Below are 16,000 nucleotides of genomic sequence, written 5' to 3' on the forward strand. Positions count from 1 at the left end.
AAGGACACATAAGAACAAAATGGCTGTTAAAAAAGCATTGGTGTTGAGTTGCCTGCTGGGGGCCAGCTTCCTGGCTCAGGCTGCCCCGGCCTCTTTTGTGGTGCAAGACATTCAGGTCGAGGGCCTGCAGCGGGTGACCCTGGGTGCCGCCCTGTTGAATCTGCCGGTGCGGGTCGGTGATTCCGTCGACTCCGTGTCCCTGGCGAACGCCATCAAGAAGCTCTATGCCTCCGGCAACTTCGAGGACGTCAAGGTCTATCGCGACGGTCAGGTGCTGCAAGTGGTGGTCAAGGAGCGCCCGACCATCTCCAGCATCGAGTTCTCCGGCAACAAGGACATCAAGGAAGAGCAACTGACCCAGAGCCTGGAATCCTCCGGGATCCGCGTGGGTGATCCGCTGGATCGCACCGTGCTGAGCTCCCTCGAGAAAGGGCTGGAAGATTTCTACTACGGTGTGGGCAAGTACTCCGCCAAGGTCAAGGCCATCGTCACCCCGCTGCCGCGCAACCGGGTCGACCTCAAGTTCACCTTCGTGGAAGGGGAAGCGGCCAAGATCCAGCAGATCAACATCGTCGGCAACAACGTCTTCCCGGAAGAGAAGCTGCTGGCCCAGCTCTCCCTCAAGGACGACGTGCCCTGGTGGAACTTCACCGGCGATCAGCGCTACCAGAAGCAGAAGCTGGCCGGTGACATCGAAGTGCTGCGCTCCTACTACATGGACCGCGGCTACATCCGCTTCACCCAGGAGTCCACCCAGGTCTCCATGACCCCGGACAAGAAGGGGGTCTATGTCACCCTCAACGTCAAGGAAGGGGAGCAGTACAAGGTTTCCGGCATCCAGCTCAAGGGCGACCTCATCGACCGCGGCGGCGAGATGAAGGGCCTCATCCCCATCGAGGCGGGCAGCGTCTACTCCGCCAGTCAGGTGACCCATACCGAAGAGGTGCTCTCCAAGTTCCTCGGCCGTTACGGCTACGCCTATCCGAAAGTGGTCACCTTCCCCCAGATCAACGACCAGACCAAGGAAGTGGAGCTCATCGTCAACGTGGAGCCGGGTCCCCGGGTCTATGTGCGCAACATCAACTTCAGCGGCAACGTCACCACCAAGGACGAAGTGCTGCGTCGCGAGATGCGCCAGATGGAGGGCACCTGGCTCTCCTCCGACAACGTCGAGCAGTCCAAGACCCGTCTCAACCGCCTCGGCTTCTTCGAGACCGCGGAAGTGGACACCAAGCGGGTGCCGGGCAGCGATGACCAGGTCGATCTGGACTTCAAGGTCAAGGAGCAGCCGGCGGGGTCCATCAACGCCGGTATCGGCTACGGCACCGAGTCGGGTCTGAGCCTGCAGGCGGGTCTGCAGCAGGACAACTTCATGGGGACCGGCAAGAAGATCGGCATCAACGCCAGCACCAACGACTACTCCAAGAGCGTCGACCTGAGCTATAACGACCCCTACTTCACCGTGGACGGGGTGAGCCTGGGCGGCCGTCTCTACTACAACAAGTTCAGTGCGGCCGACGCCAACATCGTGGACTACGAGAACACCACCGTCGGTTTCCGTCTCTCCAGCGGCTTCCCGGTCAACGAGAACAACCGTCTCGACTTCAGCCTGGGCTACGAGAACAACAAGCTCTCCCAGCCCAACCCCTATGTACAGGTGGACGAGTTCTGGAAGGTCTACAACGGCAATCTGGATGGCGACAACCGCATGGTGTTCAACACCGTGGACGTCACCGCCGGCTGGACCCGCTCCACCCTCAACAAGGGTCAGTTCCCGACCTCCGGTGATCGCCAGCGGGTGAACGCCAAGGTGACGGTGCCGGGCATGGATCTGCAGTACTTCAAGCTCAACGCCGAAGATGCCCACTACTTCCCGTTTGATGCCGACCACAAGTGGGTCATGCTGGCCAAGGCCCGTGCCTCCTACGGCGATGGCTACGGCACCAATGGCGATTACGAGCACGTCCTGCCGTTCTTCGAGAACTACTACGCCGGTGGTTTCGATACCCTGCGTGGCTTCAAGAGCAACACGGTCGGTCCGAAGGCGCTCTACTACTACAACCTGAGCGGCAACGACGTCATCCAGGGCACTGACAGCTCGGTCGGGGGCAACGCCCTGGCGGTGGCCTCGCTGGAAATGATCGTGCCGACGCCCTTTGCCTCCGAGACCTATCAGCCCCAGCTGCGGACCAGTTTCTTCATCGACGCCGGTTCCGTGTGGGATACCCACTTCGACTACAGCCAGTATCAGAACCGTTGCTTCAGTGGTTGCAACTATCTGATGGACTACTCCGACCCGAGCAACATCCGGATGTCGACCGGTCTGTCGCTGCAGTGGCTCTCTCCCATGGGCCCGCTGGTGTTCGTGCTGGCAAGACCAATCAAGAAATACGAAGGGGACGACACCGAAGTCTTCTCCTTCAACATCGGCCGTACCTTCTAAGGGGAGCGGACGCCCCCCCCGCCATGGCGGGGGAAGCATGATGGGTCGCGCGTTTGCGTGCCTCACCAGGTAACAAGACGATCTCGTGGATCGCTTGCACAATCAGGTAAATCAGGTAGCCCTCGACCGAGGGACCAAGGAGTAAGTGTGAATAAAGCGTTGAAAGTAGCTGGTTTGAGCTTTGCACTGATGGCTGCCGGCATGGGTTCTGCCTTCGCTGAGACCAAGATTGCCGTGGTCGACATGGGCGAAGTCTTCCAAAAGCTGCCCCAGCGTGAAGCCGTTGCCAAGAAGCTGAAGGGCGAGTTCGAGCCGCGCATGCGTGAACTGCAGAAGCTGGAGTCCGACGGTCAGGCACTGGTCGAGAAGTTCAAGAAGGACGAAGCCTTCATGAGCGCCGAACAGAAGAAGCAGAGCCAGGAGAAGCTGGCCAAGCTGCAGATGGAATTCAACCAGAAGCGTCAGGCGTTTGAACAGGACAACGGTCGCCGTCAGTCCGAAGAGCGCAACAAGATCCTGACCAAGGTGCAGGCTGCCATCGACGCCATCGCCAAGAGCAATGGCTACGATCTGGTGCTGGAGCGCAACGCCGCCCCGTATGCAGCCAGCAAGCTGGACATCTCCGGCCAGGTTATTTCTCAGGTTAGCAAGAGCAACTAATTGATGGCATTCACTCTCGCACAGCTGGCCCAGCAACTGGGGGCCGAGGTCCATGGGGATGGGACCCGGGAAATTCGCAAGGTCGCGACACTGGAAAAAGCCGGGGAGGGGGAGATAGCCTTCCTGTCCAACAAGAAGTACCGGCATTTTCTGGAGCAGAGCAAGGCCACTGCCGTGCTCATCACCGAGGCAGACCTGCCGTTTTGCCCCACCAACGCCCTGGTGCTCAAGGACCCCTACGTGGGCTTTGCACGGGTTGCCCAACTGCTGGACACCACCCCGCAGCCGGCCATGGATATCCATCCGAGCGCCGTCATCGCGGCGGACGTGCAACTGGGCGAGAGAGTGGCCATCGGTGCCAATGCGGTGATCGAATCCGGCGTCGTGCTGGGTGACGATGTGCGCATCGGCCCGGGCTGTTTCGTTGGCAAGGATACCCGACTGGGAGCGCGCTCCCGGTTGTGGGCCAACGTCACCCTCTATCACAACGTGACCCTGGGCACGGACTGTCTGGTACAGGCCGGCACCGTGATCGGGGCAGACGGTTTCGGTTATGCCAACGAGCGCGGCGAGTGGATCAAGATCCCCCAGCTCGGTGGCGTGACCATCGGCAACCGGGTCGAGATCGGTGCCTGCACTACCATCGACCGCGGTGCGCTGGAAGATACCCGCATCGCTGACAACGTCATCATCGACAACCAGTGCCAGATCGCCCACAACGTCGAGATCGGCTACGGCACTGCCGTGGCGGGCTCCACCGTGATGGCCGGTAGTCTCAAGGTCGGCAAATACTGTATCATTGGTGGTGCCTCCGTCTTTAACGGGCACATGGAGATCTGCGACCAGGCCACCGTCACCGGCATGGCCATGGTGATGCGTCCCATCACCGAGCCCGGTATCTACTCTTCCGGCATCCCCCTGCAAACCAATAAAGAGTGGCGCAAGACTGCCGCCCGGGTGATGCGTATCGAAGAGATGCACAAGCGGTTGAGCAAGCTTGAGAAAAAGCTGGATCAAGAATAATCACGATTGGTATAGGGTACTGTTTTGACTACTGAAAAGAAGAGCCTGGGCATCCAGGAAATCATGGATCTGCTGCCCCACCGTTATCCGTTCCTGATGGTGGACAAGGTGGAAAACTACGAGATCAGCGATGAGCGCAAGACCCTGCGCGCCATCAAGAACGTCTCGTTCAACGAGCCGATCTTCCAGGGCCACTTCCCGGCCAAGCCGGTCTTCCCCGGCGTGCTGATCCTGGAAGCCATGGCCCAGGCCACCGGTATCCTGGCCTTCACCATGGTGGGCAAGCCGTCCCCCAACGAGCTCTATTACTTTGCCTCCATCGACAATGCCCGCTTCAAGCGCCCGGTGGGTCCCGGCGATCAGCTGGTGCTGGATGTGGAGTTCCTGAAGGAGCGTCGCGGCATCGCCAAGTTCACCGGTGTCGCCACCGTCGACGGTGAAGTGGTCTGTACTGCCGAACTGATGTGCGCCAAGCGCGAGGTATAACCGTGATCGATCAGACTGCCATCATCCACGACACCGCCATCGTCCATGAGTCTGCCATCATCGGCAAAGGGGTTGAAATCGGCCCCTTCACCGTCATCGGCGCCGAGGTCGAAATCGGTGACAACACCTGGGTGAGCTCCCACGTGGTGATCAAGGGCCCGACCAAGATCGGTCGCGGCAACAAGATCTTCCAGCACACCTCCATCGGTGAGGATTGCCAGGACAAGAAGTATGCCGGCGAGCGCACCTTCCTCGAGATCGGCGACAACAACGTGTTTCGCGAGAACTGCACCGTGCACCGCGGCACCACCCAGGACCAGAGCCTGACCAAGGTGGGTAGCGGCAACCTGTTCATGGTCAACGTTCACGTGGCCCACGACTGCATCATCGGTGACAACTGCATCTTCGCCAACAACGCCACCCTGGCGGGCCATGTGCACATCGGTGACTTCGTGATCTTCGGCGGTCTGTCTGCCATTCACCAGTTCGGCCGCGTCGGCTCCCACGCCTTCGTCGGTGGCTGCGCTGCCCTGAACAAGGACGTGCCGCCCTACGTGATGGCCGCCGGCAACTACGCCAAGCCGTTCGGGGTCAACTCCGAAGGCCTGCGTCGTCGTGGCTTCAGCGCCGAGGCGATCTCCGCCGTCAAGCGCGCCTACAAGGAGATCTTCCGCTCCGGCAAGACCATTGAAGAGGTGTTGCCCGTGCTGAGCGAGATGGCCCAGAGCGAACCTGCCATCCAGCTCTATGTGGATTTCCTCAAGGACAACGAGCGCGGGATCATCCGTGCCTGATCCCATTCGCATCGGCATCGTCGCCGGAGAGACCTCCGGCGACATCCTGGCCGCAGGGCTGGTGCGCGAACTGCAAGCCCGCTACCCGGATGCGCAGTTCGAAGGGATCGCCGGGCCGCGGATGCAGGCTCTCGGCGTGAAGGCGCTGTTCGAGATGGAGGAGCTCTCCGTCATGGGCATCACCGAGGTGCTGGGCCGTCTGCCCCGCATCCTCCAGGTGCGCCGCGAACTGCTGCGCCACTTCATCGCCAATCCCCCCGACATCTTCGTCGGTGTGGATGCACCGGATTTCAATATCGGGGTGGAGCTGAAACTGCGCCGTGCCGGTATCAAGACGGTCCACTATGTCAGCCCCTCCGTCTGGGCCTGGCGTCAGGGCCGCATTCACAAGATCAAGGCCGCCACCGACATGGTGCTCGCCTTCCTGCCGTTCGAGAAAGCCTTCTACGACCGTTTCGATGCCCCCTGTCGCTTCGTCGGCCACACCATGGCGGACGACATTCCGCTGGTGCCGGATCAAGGGGCGGTGCGCGAGGCCCTCGGCATCGATCCCGCCCGTCGCTGGCTGGCGGTGCTGCCGGGGAGCCGCACGGCGGAAGTGGGCTTCATGGCGCCGGTCTTCCTCGAGGCGTGCAAGCACCTGACGGTGCACAACCCGGATCTCGGTTTCATCGTGCCTCTGGTCAACCAGAAACGGCGCGAGCAGTTCCTCGCCATCAAGGCCGAGGTGGCCCCGGAGCTCGACATGGTGCTGCTGGACGGCCAGGGCCGCGAGGCCATGATTGCCGCCGATGTGGTGATGCTCGCCTCCGGCACCGCGGCCCTCGAGGCCATGCTGGTGAAAAAGCCCATGGTGGTGGGTTACAAACTCAAACCCTTCAGCTACTTGCTGGCCCAGTGGCTGGTGAAGACGGATTATGTCTCCCTGCCGAACCTGCTGGCGGACAAGATGCTGGTGCCCGAGCTCATCCAGCACGAGTGCACCCCGGCCAACCTGGTGGAAGAGGTGAGCAAGCTGCTGGACCATGACAACAGCGAGCTCATCGCCACCTTCACCCGGTTGCACGAGAAGATCCGCTGCAATGCGGATGTGCAGGCAGCGGAAGCGGTTGCCGCGCTGCTGGAACGCTAGTGGGCTCTGCCTGTGTGTCAGGCGTGATGTTGTGCTGATACTGGCCCTGCGGGGCCGGTTTTGATTCAAGGCTATGAGATGACGATCGATATTCCCGAAGACAAGCTGATTGCCGGGGTGGACGAAGTGGGTCGCGGCCCCCTGGTGGGTGACGTGGTCACCGCCGCGGTGATCCTGGATCCTGCCAATCCCATCCTTGGCCTCGCCGACTCCAAGAAGCTCTCCGAGAAGAAGCGGCTCGCCCTGTTTGGCGAGATCAAAGAGAAGGCGCTGGCCTATGCCATCGGCCGCGCCAGCCCGGCGGAAATCGACGAGCTCAACATCCTGCACGCCACCATGCTGGCGATGCAGCGCGCCGTGGCGGGGCTCAAGGTGACGCCCGAGCTGGTCTTCATCGACGGCAACCGCTGCCCCAGATTGCCGATGGAGGCCCGCGCCGTGGTCAAGGGGGACAGCCTGGTGGCCGCCATCAGCGCTGCCTCCATCCTCGCCAAGGTGACCCGGGACGCCGAGATGACCGAGCTGGACAGCCGCCATCCCGAGTACGGTTTCGCCCGCCACAAGGGCTACCCGACGGCGGAGCACCTCGCCATTCTGGCCGAACGGGGCCCGCTGCCCGAATACCGGCAGAGCTTCAAGCCGGTGCGCCGCGCCCTGGGGATCGAATAACCGATGCCGATCTGTCTGAACGATTTCTGCTTGCGCAATGAGAGGGCGTGACCATGGCTGATCCCCGTTTCATCCACCTGAGGGTGCATTCCGACTTCTCCATGGTCGACGGCCTGCAGAAGATCGGTCCCATCGTCTCCGCTGCCGCCGCCAACAACATGCCGGCCCTGGCCCTGACGGACCAGATGAACATGTGCGGCCTGGTGCGCTTCTACGGCTCTGCCCACGGCAAGGGGATCAAGCCCCTGGTCGGGGCGGATTTCTGGGTGCAGAGCGACGAGCTTGGGGACGAGCAGTTTCGCCTCACCCTGCTCGCCATGGACAACGACGGCTACCAGAACATCACCCTGCTCATCTCCCGCGGCTATCAGCGTGGTCATGTGCAGGGGCGCCCCGTCATCGACAAGGCCTGGCTTGGCGAACATGCCAAGGGGGTGATCGTCCTCTCCGGCGGGCGCGAGGGGGATGTGGGCAAGTTCCTGCTCAAGGGCAACCGCCAGATGGTGGAGCATTGCCTCGCCTTCTACCAGACCCACTTCCCGGATGCCTACTACCTGGAGCTGCTGCGTACCGGCCGCCCCGATGAAGAGGTTTACCTGCACATGGCGGTGGCCATTGCCACCGAGTTCGAACTGCCGGTGGTGGCCACCAACGAGGTGGTGTTCCTCACCGCCGATGACTTCGATGCCCACGAGATCCGGGTCGCCATCCACGACGGCTACACCCTGATGGACAAGCGCCGACCGCGCCGCTACAGCCCCCAGCAGTACCTGCGCAGTCAGGAGGAGATGGCGGAGCTGTTTGCCGACATCCCGGAAGCTCTGGAAAACACGGTGGAGATCGCCAAGCGCTGCAACGTGACGGTGCGCCTCGGCGAATACTTCCTGCCCAACTTCCCCACCGGCGACATGACCACCGAGGACTTCCTGGTCATGAAGTCGAAGGAAGGGCTGGAGGAGCGGCTGGAGTTCCTGTTCCCGGATCCGGCGGTGCGGGCCGAGCGCCGTCCCGAGTATGACGAGCGTCTCGACATCGAGCTCAAAGTGATCAACCAGATGGGCTTCCCGGGTTACTTCCTCATCGTGATGGAGTTTATCCAGTGGTCCAAGGACAACGGCATCCCCGTCGGTCCGGGCCGGGGCTCGGGGGCGGGGTCGCTTGTGGCCTACGCCCTCAAGATCACCGATCTCGATCCGCTGGAATTTGACCTGCTGTTCGAACGTTTCTTGAACCCCGAGCGGGTCTCCATGCCCGACTTCGACGTCGACTTCTGCATGGACCGGCGCGACGAGGTGATCGATCACGTCTCCGAGATGTATGGTCGGGAGGCGGTATCCCAGATCATCACCTTCGGCAGCATGGCAGCCAAGGCGGTGGTGCGGGACGTCGGCCGGGTACTGGGCCACGCCTACGGCTTTGTGGATCGCATCTCCAAGCTGATCCCGCCGGATCCGGGCATGACCCTGGCCAAGGCGTTCGAAGCCGAGCCCAAGTTGCCGGAGCTCTACGAGCAGGACGAGGAGGTCAAGGACCTCATCGACATGGCCCGCCGCCTGGAAGGGGTGGTGCGCAACGCCGGCAAGCACGCCGGTGGCGTGGTGATCGCGCCCACCAAGATCACCGACTTCGCGCCGCTCTATTGCGACGACGAAGGGCATCACCCGGTCACCCAGTTCGACAAGAACGACGTGGAGTACGCGGGCCTGGTGAAGTTCGACTTCCTGGGGCTGCGCACCCTCACCATCATCGATTGGGCCCTTGGCATGATAAACCCCCGTCTTGCCAAAGAGGGCAAGCCGCCGGTGGACATCGCCGCCATCCCCATCGACGACAAGAAGTCGTTCGCCCTCTTGCAGCGCTTCGAGACCACGGCGGTGTTCCAGCTCGAATCCCGCGGCATGAAGGACCTCATCAAGCGGCTGCAGCCCGACTGCTTCGAAGACATGATCGCGCTGGTGGCCCTGTTCCGCCCGGGCCCGCTCCAGTCGGGCATGGTGGACAACTTCATCGAGCGCAAACACGGCAAGGAGGCCATCTCCTACCCGGACGAGAAGTGGCAGCACGAAAGCCTCAAACCCATACTCGAGCCCACCTACGGCATCATCCTCTACCAGGAGCAGGTGATGCAGATCGCCCAGACCCTGGCGGGGTATACCCTGGGTGGCGCGGACATGCTGCGCCGGGCCATGGGCAAGAAAAAACCCGAAGAGATGGCCAAGCAGCGGGCGGGCTTCGAGGAGGGGGCGGTCAAGAACGGCGTTGACGGCGAACTGGCGATGAAGATCTTCGATCTGGTGGAGAAGTTTGCGGGCTACGGCTTCAACAAGTCCCACTCCGCTGCCTATGCGCTGGTCTCCTACCAGACCCTCTGGCTCAAGACCCACTTCCCGGCGGAGTTCATGGCGGCGGTCATGACCGCGGACATGGACAACACCGACAAGATAGTGACCCTGGTGGACGAATGTCAGCGCATGGGGCTGACCGTGATACCGCCGGACGTCAACACCGGTCGCTATCGCTTCTCGGTGAACGAGGACGGTCACATCGTCTACGGTATCGGCGCGGTGAAGGGGGTAGGGGAAGGGCCCATCGAGGCGATCCTGGACGCGCGGGATCGGGACGGTCCGTTCCGCGACCTGTTCGACTTCTGCAACCGGGTCGACATCAAGAAGCTCAACAAGCGGGTGATGGAGAAGCTCATCCTCTCCGGCGCCATGGACAGGCTCGGCCCCCACCGCGCCGCCCTGATGGCGACCCTGGAGGAGGCGATGCGCGCCGCCGAGCAGCACGCCAAGGCCCAGGCGGTGGGGCAGGTCGACATGTTCGGCGTGCTCACGGAGGAGATCGACGACGTCAAGAAGGCGTTCGCCAACGTGCCGCACTGGCCCGACAAGGTGTGGCTGGAAGGGGAGCGGGAGACCCTCGGGCTCTACCTCACCGGTCACCCCATCAACCAGTACAGCAGCGAGCTGCGGCGCTACACCTCGGGCCGACTGTGCGATCTGCATCCCACCTCCCGGGATACGGTGACCACGGCGGCGGGGTTGGTGATCGCGGCGCGCAGCATGGTGACCAAGCGCGGCAACAAGATGGGGATCTTCACCCTGGACGACAGATCCGGCCGTCTGGATGTGACCCTTTTCAGTGAAGCGCTGGAAAAATACGAAGAATTGATGCAAAAAGACCGTATTTTAGTGGTTTCTGGACAGGTCAGCTTTGATGACTTCTCCGGTGGCCTTAAAATGTCGGCCCGCGAGTTGCTGGATATCAACGATGCGAGGGAGCGTTTTGCCAGGGCAATCCGCATCTCCCTCGATGAACAACGCATTGACGAGCGCTTTTTCCCGCGTTTGTGCGAGATTTTGGAGCCCGCCCGTGCCGGAGTCTGTCCGGTTCAGGTAAACTATCGTCGCCCCGGTTCCCGGGTGCGATTGACGCTCGGTACCGAGTGGCGGGTGACGCCCACCGATCAACTGATAGATGACTTGCGAGTCCTGCTTGGACGAGAGCGGGTTGAATTGGTTTTTGATTAGAGGATCTATTGTCCCTATGAGTCTTTTTCTGGATTTTGAACAGCCGATCGCCGAGTTGCAGGCACAGATCGATGAACTGCGCCATGTGAGCGAGCACAACAGTGCCGTGGATCTCAGCGAAGACATTCGCCGGCTGGAGAAGAAAAACGAAGAGCTGACCAAGAAGATCTTCGGCGATCTGGGTGCCTGGCAGGTATCCCAGATGGCACGTCATCCCCAGCGCCCTTACACCCTCGACTACATCGAGCAGATCTTCACCGATTTCGACGAGCTGGCCGGGGATCGCGCCTATGCCGATGACAAGGCCATTGTCGGCGGCATCGCCCGTCTCGACGGCGAGCCCGTGATGATCATCGGTCACCAGAAGGGTCGCGAGACCAAGGAGAAGATCAAGCGCAACTTCGGCATGCCGCGCCCGGAAGGGTACCGCAAGGCCCTGCGCCTGATGGAGATGGCCGAGCGCTTCAAGATGCCGATCATCACCTTCATCGACACCCCGGGTGCCTACCCCGGCGTGGGTGCCGAGGAGCGTGGCCAGTCCGAAGCCATCGCCCGCAACCTGAAAGTCATGGCCGGCCTGACCGTGCCGGTGGTCTGCACCGTGATCGGTGAAGGCGGCTCCGGCGGCGCTCTCGCCATCGGCGTGGGTGATCGGGTCAACATGCTGCAGTACTCCACCTACTCCGTCATCTCCCCGGAAGGGTGCGCCTCCATCCTCTGGAAGAGCGCCGAGAAGGCCTCGGTGGCGGCGGATGCCATGGGCATCACCGCCCAGCGCCTGAAGGAGCTAAAGCTCATCGACAACATCGTCGAGGAGCCCCTCGGCGGTGCCCACCGCGACGTGGAGAAGATGGCCAAGCACCTGAAAGCGCGCATCAAGCAGGATCTGGATGCCCTGCGCCCCCTCGACAGCGAGCAACTGCTGGAGCAGCGCTACCAGCGTCTGCTGGGTTACGGCTACTGCTGATCTGCCGCTTCCAATAAAAAGTCCCCGCATGCGGGGACTTTTTTTATGGGCGACGTTTGTGGGGGACGCCGGGGCGGGCCTCAGGGGGCGGTCAGCGCCCGTTGCATGGGGACGGAAGCACGCCCTCCGGCAGGGCTCAGGGCCCGCCACTCCCGCCACAGCAGCCAGCACAGGGGGGGCGTCAGCAGCAGCACGGTGGCGGGCTGGGCCATCAAGACCCCGTCGCGCCCCCACCAGAGGGGCAGCAGGAAGATGAGGGGCAGCAGCAGCACCGTCTTGGCCACGGAGATGACGAGGGCCTGGCGGGTGCGGGCCATGGCCTGCAACAGCACGATGCCGAACATGACGATTCCCTCCAGGGGCAGGGCAGCGAGGTTGAGGGTCAGGCTGCTGATGGCGGCGGCGAGCAGCTCTGCATCCTGATCCCCGGTGTAGAGCATGGCGACCGGCTGCGGCAGCAGCTGGACAATCAGCCAGACCCCCAGGCCATAGACCAGGGTGATCTTGAGACCCATCGCCATCAGGAACTGGAGGTCGCGATGGCGCCCGGCCCCCGCTGCCTGGCTCACCAGGGGCTGGATGCCAAATGCCAGTCCCTGCAGGATGACGATGAAGACCGCCTCCGTGTACCCCGCCACGGTGAAGCCCGCCAGATCCTTGACCGTGCCGTGCACCATCAGCTGGCTGTTGTGCAGCAGCAACAGCAGCCCCAGATTGAACTGGGCGATGAGGCTCGGCAGCCCGGTGAAGAGCAGGCCGGGCATGGCCGGGAAGCGGGGCACCAGCTGGCGCCAGGTCAGCCGCAACCGGGCGTGGCGGGTGAAGAAGTACCCCAGGCCGAGCAGGCTGACCATGGCCTCCGAGAGGAGGGTGGCCTGGGCCGTGCCGGTGAGGCCGAGCCCGAGCCGGCCCACCATGATGTAGTTGAGCAGGATGTTGAGGAGGGCGCCGCCGCTCACCAGTACCATGGCGAGGCGAGGGCGGCCGTCGTTGCGAAGCAGGTAGGGCACCGCCAGGTTGCTGGCGAGCAGCAGGGTGCCACCGCCAATCCAGGTGAGGTAGTCGCTGGCCTGCTGCCAGGTGTCGGTGCCGGGGGCCATTCCCAGGGCCTGCAGGATATCGGTGTGCCAGTGGTGCAGCAGCAGCGGCGCTACCGTGCCCAGGATCAGCAGCAGCCAGAGGGCGCTGACCAGAGCCTGGCGGGCCAGAGCGAGGTTCCTGGCGCCCTGCTGGAAGGAGATGGCGGTGGCGGCCCCCATGGCGATCATGGCGGCAAGGCCGATGAGCACCATGATGACCGGATAGACCAGGTTGATGCCGGCAAGGCCGGCGGCCCCCACGTAGTGGCCGACGAAGATGCCGTCCACCAGGTAGTAGGCGCCGGAGACCAGCATGGCCATGACGGAGGGGAGGGCATAGCCCCAGAAACGGCGGGCCATGGCCCGTTGACGCAGACGGAAGTAGGCGGACATATCTGTACTCGGGAAAAGGGCCGGAATCGAGCAGACAGTCTAGTTTCTTATGGATTAATTGATAATCAGGCTTTCATTTGATGAATTGCTGAATACAGCTCATCAATCAACGGATCCTGTGATACTCCTTCAGCATGTCGATCAGGGCTCGCAGCCCTTGCCCCAGCTGGTGCCGGCCCGGATAGAAGAGGTTGAACCCGGCAAAGCTGGGGCTCCAGTCATCCAGTACGCTCACCAGCCGCCCCGATGCCAGGGCGTCGAACACCTCCCCTTCATGGCAGTAGGCGAGCCCGAGCCCCGCCTCGGCCGCCCCCAGGTAGAGCGCGGGCGTGCTGGTGGTGAGCGGGCCCGTCACTTCGATCTCCAGCAGTTCCCCCTCGGCGGCAAAGGCCCAGCGATAGTGGTGATGGGGCGTGAGCCGATAACCGATGCAGTCGTGCTGGCGCAGATCCGAGGGGTGGCGAGGGGTGCCACGCCGTGCCAGATAGTCGGGGGAGCCCACCACCAGATAGCGCTGCTGCGGGCCCAGGGGAACCGAGATCATCTCCTGGGGCAGCAGGTCGCCGTAAAAGAGGGCGGCGTCGTAGCCATCCTCGATGAGGCGGGGCATCAGCTCCAGTTCCTCCACCTCCACCTGCATGCGCGGGTAGCGCACCAGATAGTCGATGAGCACCGGGGCCAGCACCTCCTGGATGGCGGCTCGCGGGGCACAGAGCCTGAGCCTGCCCACGGGTTCGCCCGCGTGGCGCGTCAGCTCCGCCAGCGCCGCCTCCAGTTGCCCCAGGGTTGGCAGCACCTGGGCCAGCAGCCGTTCGCCCGCCTCGGTCGGCACCACGGCCCGGGTGCTGCGATTGAGCAGCCTGACGGCCAGGCGACTCTCCAGCCCTTTGAGGGCATGACTCAGGGCCGAGGCGGAGACCCCGAGCTCGAGGGCGGCCTTGCTGAAACTGCGGTGACGGGCGACGGCGGCAAACACGGCCAGCTCGGCGAGATCGGTGCGGGAGAGGGTCATGGTCGGTACGCAGAAAAGGGGCGGACACAAAGGGTACGCCATGGGGCGACGGGAGACAATCGGGGGGCAATGAGGGGGTTGTGACGAAATTGTTGCGCATTTCAAGGGTAAGGTGGGTCACACTGAAAAGTTTATATGTTAAAAAAAAATCGCAATATGGCGATTCAAGTGTGATCTGAAGCGACGGAAAGGCGATTCCAATCAAACTTTGGTTGATTAATTCAAAAAAACGCTGTGATTAATAGGGCCTTTTAACTAGAGTCATCTCATCGGATGAGGTGAGCGTTATCCCGTTGTTAACGAGCGAGCACGATCCCCTCTGTATTACGACTCCCCGCCCGTGTTTGTTGCAATCAGGTTGCCACAGGGAGTGGCGGCCGGATGGCCGGGGCGGAGGAACAAACAGGACGAATAGCTGGAGTTCCAGGGAAAGGAACCGGGCCCAGGCCCACTGACAAGTTAAGATCCCACTTTCCTTGATGACAGGAACACCCCTATGTCTGACATGAACATTGCAGTTGAAGGCAGCTTGAGCAAAGCCTCCTCCCGTGGCATCAACAAGGCCGACGTGGTCTGGATGCTGGGTCTGTACGGTACCGCCATCGGCGCCGGTGTCCTCTTCCTGCCGATCAATGCCGGTGTCGGTGGCCTGTGGCCGCTGGTCGCCATGCTGATCCTGGCCCTGCCGCTGACCTTCTTCGCCCACCGTGGCCTGACCCGCTTCGTGCTGTCCGGCTCCACCCGTGACGGCGACATCACCGAGGTGGTGGAAGAGCACTTCGGCAAGACCGCAGGCAAGTTCATCACCCTGCTCTACTTCTTCGCCATCTACCCCATCCTGCTGATGTACTCCGTGGCCATCACCAACACCGTCGAGAGCCTGATGGTGCACCAGCTGGGCATGACGGCACCTCCCCGTGCCATCCTCTCCCTGGTGCTGATCCTGGGTCTGATGGCGATCGTTCGCCTGGGCGGCCAGGTCATCGTCAAGGCGATGAGCGTGCTGGTCTTCCCGTTCGTGATCACCCTGATGGGCCTGGCGCTCTACCTGATCCCGCACTGGAACGGTGCCATCATCACCGAAGCCCCTGCGCTGGGTGAGGCCTTCAACGGCGACTTCATCAAGACCCTGTGGCTGGCCATCCCGGTGATGGTGTTCTCCTTCAACCACTCCCCGATCATCTCCTCCTTCGCGGTGGACAACAAAGGCCGCTACGGCGCCAACGCCGAGAAGAAGTGCAGCAACATCCTGCTGGGCGCCCACGTCATGATGGTGATGACGGTGATGTTCTTCGTGTTCAGCTGCGTGCTGAGCCTCTCCCCGGCTGACCTGGCGGCGGCCAAGGAGCAGAACATCTCCATCCTCTCCTACCTGGCCAACCACTTCGACAACCCGGTGATCGCCACCGTGGCACCGCTCATCGCCATGGTTGCCATCAGCAAGTCCTTCCTGGGTCACTACCTGGGTGCGCAAGAGGGCATGAACGGCCTGATGGCCAAGTCCCTGCGCGAGAAGGGCAAGAACGTCGACGTCAAGCAGCTGAACAAGGTGACCGCGGTCTTCATGATCCTGACCACCTGGGCCGTGGCCACCATCAACCCGAGCATCCTCGGCATGATTGAAGATCTGGGCGGCCCCATCATCGCCATGCTGCTCTTCCTGATGCCGATGTACGCCATCGCCAAGGTACCGGCCATGCGCAAATATGCCGGCAACCTCAGCAACGGCTTCGTCACCCTCATCGGCCTCATCGCCATGTCCGGCATCATCTACAAGCTGATTGCCTGATGACAGCGTTCATCCCTGTG

The 16,000-nt window shown here is 62.3% G+C and carries 12 protein-coding genes; 10 read left to right on the forward strand and 2 right to left on the reverse strand.

Annotated features, from left to right (window positions below; genetic code table 11):
* Nucleotides 1–19 precede the first annotated feature (19 nt).
* The 9 genes from bamA to accA all read left to right on the forward strand — a co-directional run bounded on the left by bamA (nt 20) and on the right by accA (nt 11,707).
* Nucleotides 20–2,443 (forward strand): outer membrane protein assembly factor BamA, encoded by a 2,424-nt coding sequence (gene bamA / locus ACB037_RS04700; RefSeq protein ID WP_029313941.1) that lies wholly within the window; start codon nt 20–22, stop codon nt 2,441–2,443.
* A gap of 147 nt (nt 2,444–2,590) precedes the next feature.
* Nucleotides 2,591–3,103, forward strand: coding sequence for an OmpH family outer membrane protein (locus ACB037_RS04705; RefSeq protein WP_029313943.1), 513 nt, complete (start codon nt 2,591–2,593; stop codon nt 3,101–3,103).
* A gap of 3 nt (nt 3,104–3,106) precedes the next feature.
* Nucleotides 3,107–4,126 carry a UDP-3-O-(3-hydroxymyristoyl)glucosamine N-acyltransferase gene (lpxD, locus tag ACB037_RS04710; protein WP_039039449.1) on the forward strand — a complete coding sequence of 340 codons (1,020 nt, stop codon included), beginning with the start codon at nt 3,107–3,109 and terminating at the stop codon, nt 4,124–4,126.
* A 24-nt stretch (nt 4,127–4,150) separates the two neighbouring features.
* Nucleotides 4,151–4,612, forward strand: coding sequence for a 3-hydroxyacyl-ACP dehydratase FabZ (fabZ, locus tag ACB037_RS04715; protein WP_010673414.1), 462 nt, complete (start codon nt 4,151–4,153; stop codon nt 4,610–4,612).
* A 2-nt stretch (nt 4,613–4,614) separates the two neighbouring features.
* Nucleotides 4,615–5,406 carry an acyl-ACP--UDP-N-acetylglucosamine O-acyltransferase gene (lpxA, locus tag ACB037_RS04720; protein ID WP_371174957.1) on the forward strand — a complete coding sequence of 264 codons (792 nt, stop codon included), beginning with the start codon at nt 4,615–4,617 and terminating at the stop codon, nt 5,404–5,406.
* Nucleotides 5,399–6,538: a lipid-A-disaccharide synthase gene (gene lpxB, locus ACB037_RS04725; protein ID WP_039039432.1), complete on the forward strand. Its 1,140-nt coding sequence runs from the start codon at nt 5,399–5,401 to the stop codon at nt 6,536–6,538. The genes lpxA and lpxB overlap by 8 nt, the downstream gene beginning before the upstream one ends.
* A 78-nt stretch (nt 6,539–6,616) precedes the next feature.
* Nucleotides 6,617–7,207, forward strand: coding sequence for a ribonuclease HII (gene rnhB / locus ACB037_RS04730; protein ID WP_039039433.1), 591 nt, complete (start codon nt 6,617–6,619; stop codon nt 7,205–7,207).
* Nucleotides 7,208–7,260: 53 nt separating this feature from the next.
* Nucleotides 7,261–10,740 carry a DNA polymerase III subunit alpha gene (gene dnaE, locus ACB037_RS04735; protein WP_039039451.1) on the forward strand — a complete coding sequence of 1,160 codons (3,480 nt, stop codon included), beginning with the start codon at nt 7,261–7,263 and terminating at the stop codon, nt 10,738–10,740.
* A 16-nt stretch (nt 10,741–10,756) separates the two neighbouring features.
* Nucleotides 10,757–11,707, forward strand: a complete 951-nt coding sequence (accA, locus tag ACB037_RS04740) for an acetyl-CoA carboxylase carboxyl transferase subunit alpha (protein WP_010673419.1) — start codon at nt 10,757–10,759, stop codon at nt 11,705–11,707.
* An 80-nt stretch (nt 11,708–11,787) separates the two neighbouring features.
* On the opposite strand, the gene ACB037_RS04745 is transcribed toward accA, so the two are convergent.
* Entirely contained in the window at nt 11,788–13,179 is a 1,392-nt protein-coding gene (locus ACB037_RS04745; RefSeq protein WP_113977720.1) for an MATE family efflux transporter, read from the reverse strand.
* Nucleotides 13,180–13,285: 106 nt separating this feature from the next.
* A complete protein-coding gene (locus ACB037_RS04750; RefSeq protein ID WP_039039436.1) occupies nt 13,286–14,191 on the reverse strand; it encodes a LysR family transcriptional regulator in 906 nt (301 codons plus the stop codon).
* Nucleotides 14,192–14,687: 496 nt separating this feature from the next.
* Here ACB037_RS04750 and ACB037_RS04755 point away from each other — a divergent pair, with 496 nt between their 5' ends.
* A complete protein-coding gene (locus ACB037_RS04755; RefSeq protein ID WP_042864259.1) occupies nt 14,688–15,980 on the forward strand; it encodes an HAAAP family serine/threonine permease in 1,293 nt (430 codons plus the stop codon).
* Nucleotides 15,981–16,000 lie beyond the last annotated feature (20 nt).

The organism is Aeromonas sp. S19(2024), from assembly GCF_041402625.1.
In the GTDB taxonomy this organism is placed as follows: Bacteria; Pseudomonadota; Gammaproteobacteria; order Enterobacterales; family Aeromonadaceae; genus Aeromonas; species Aeromonas caviae.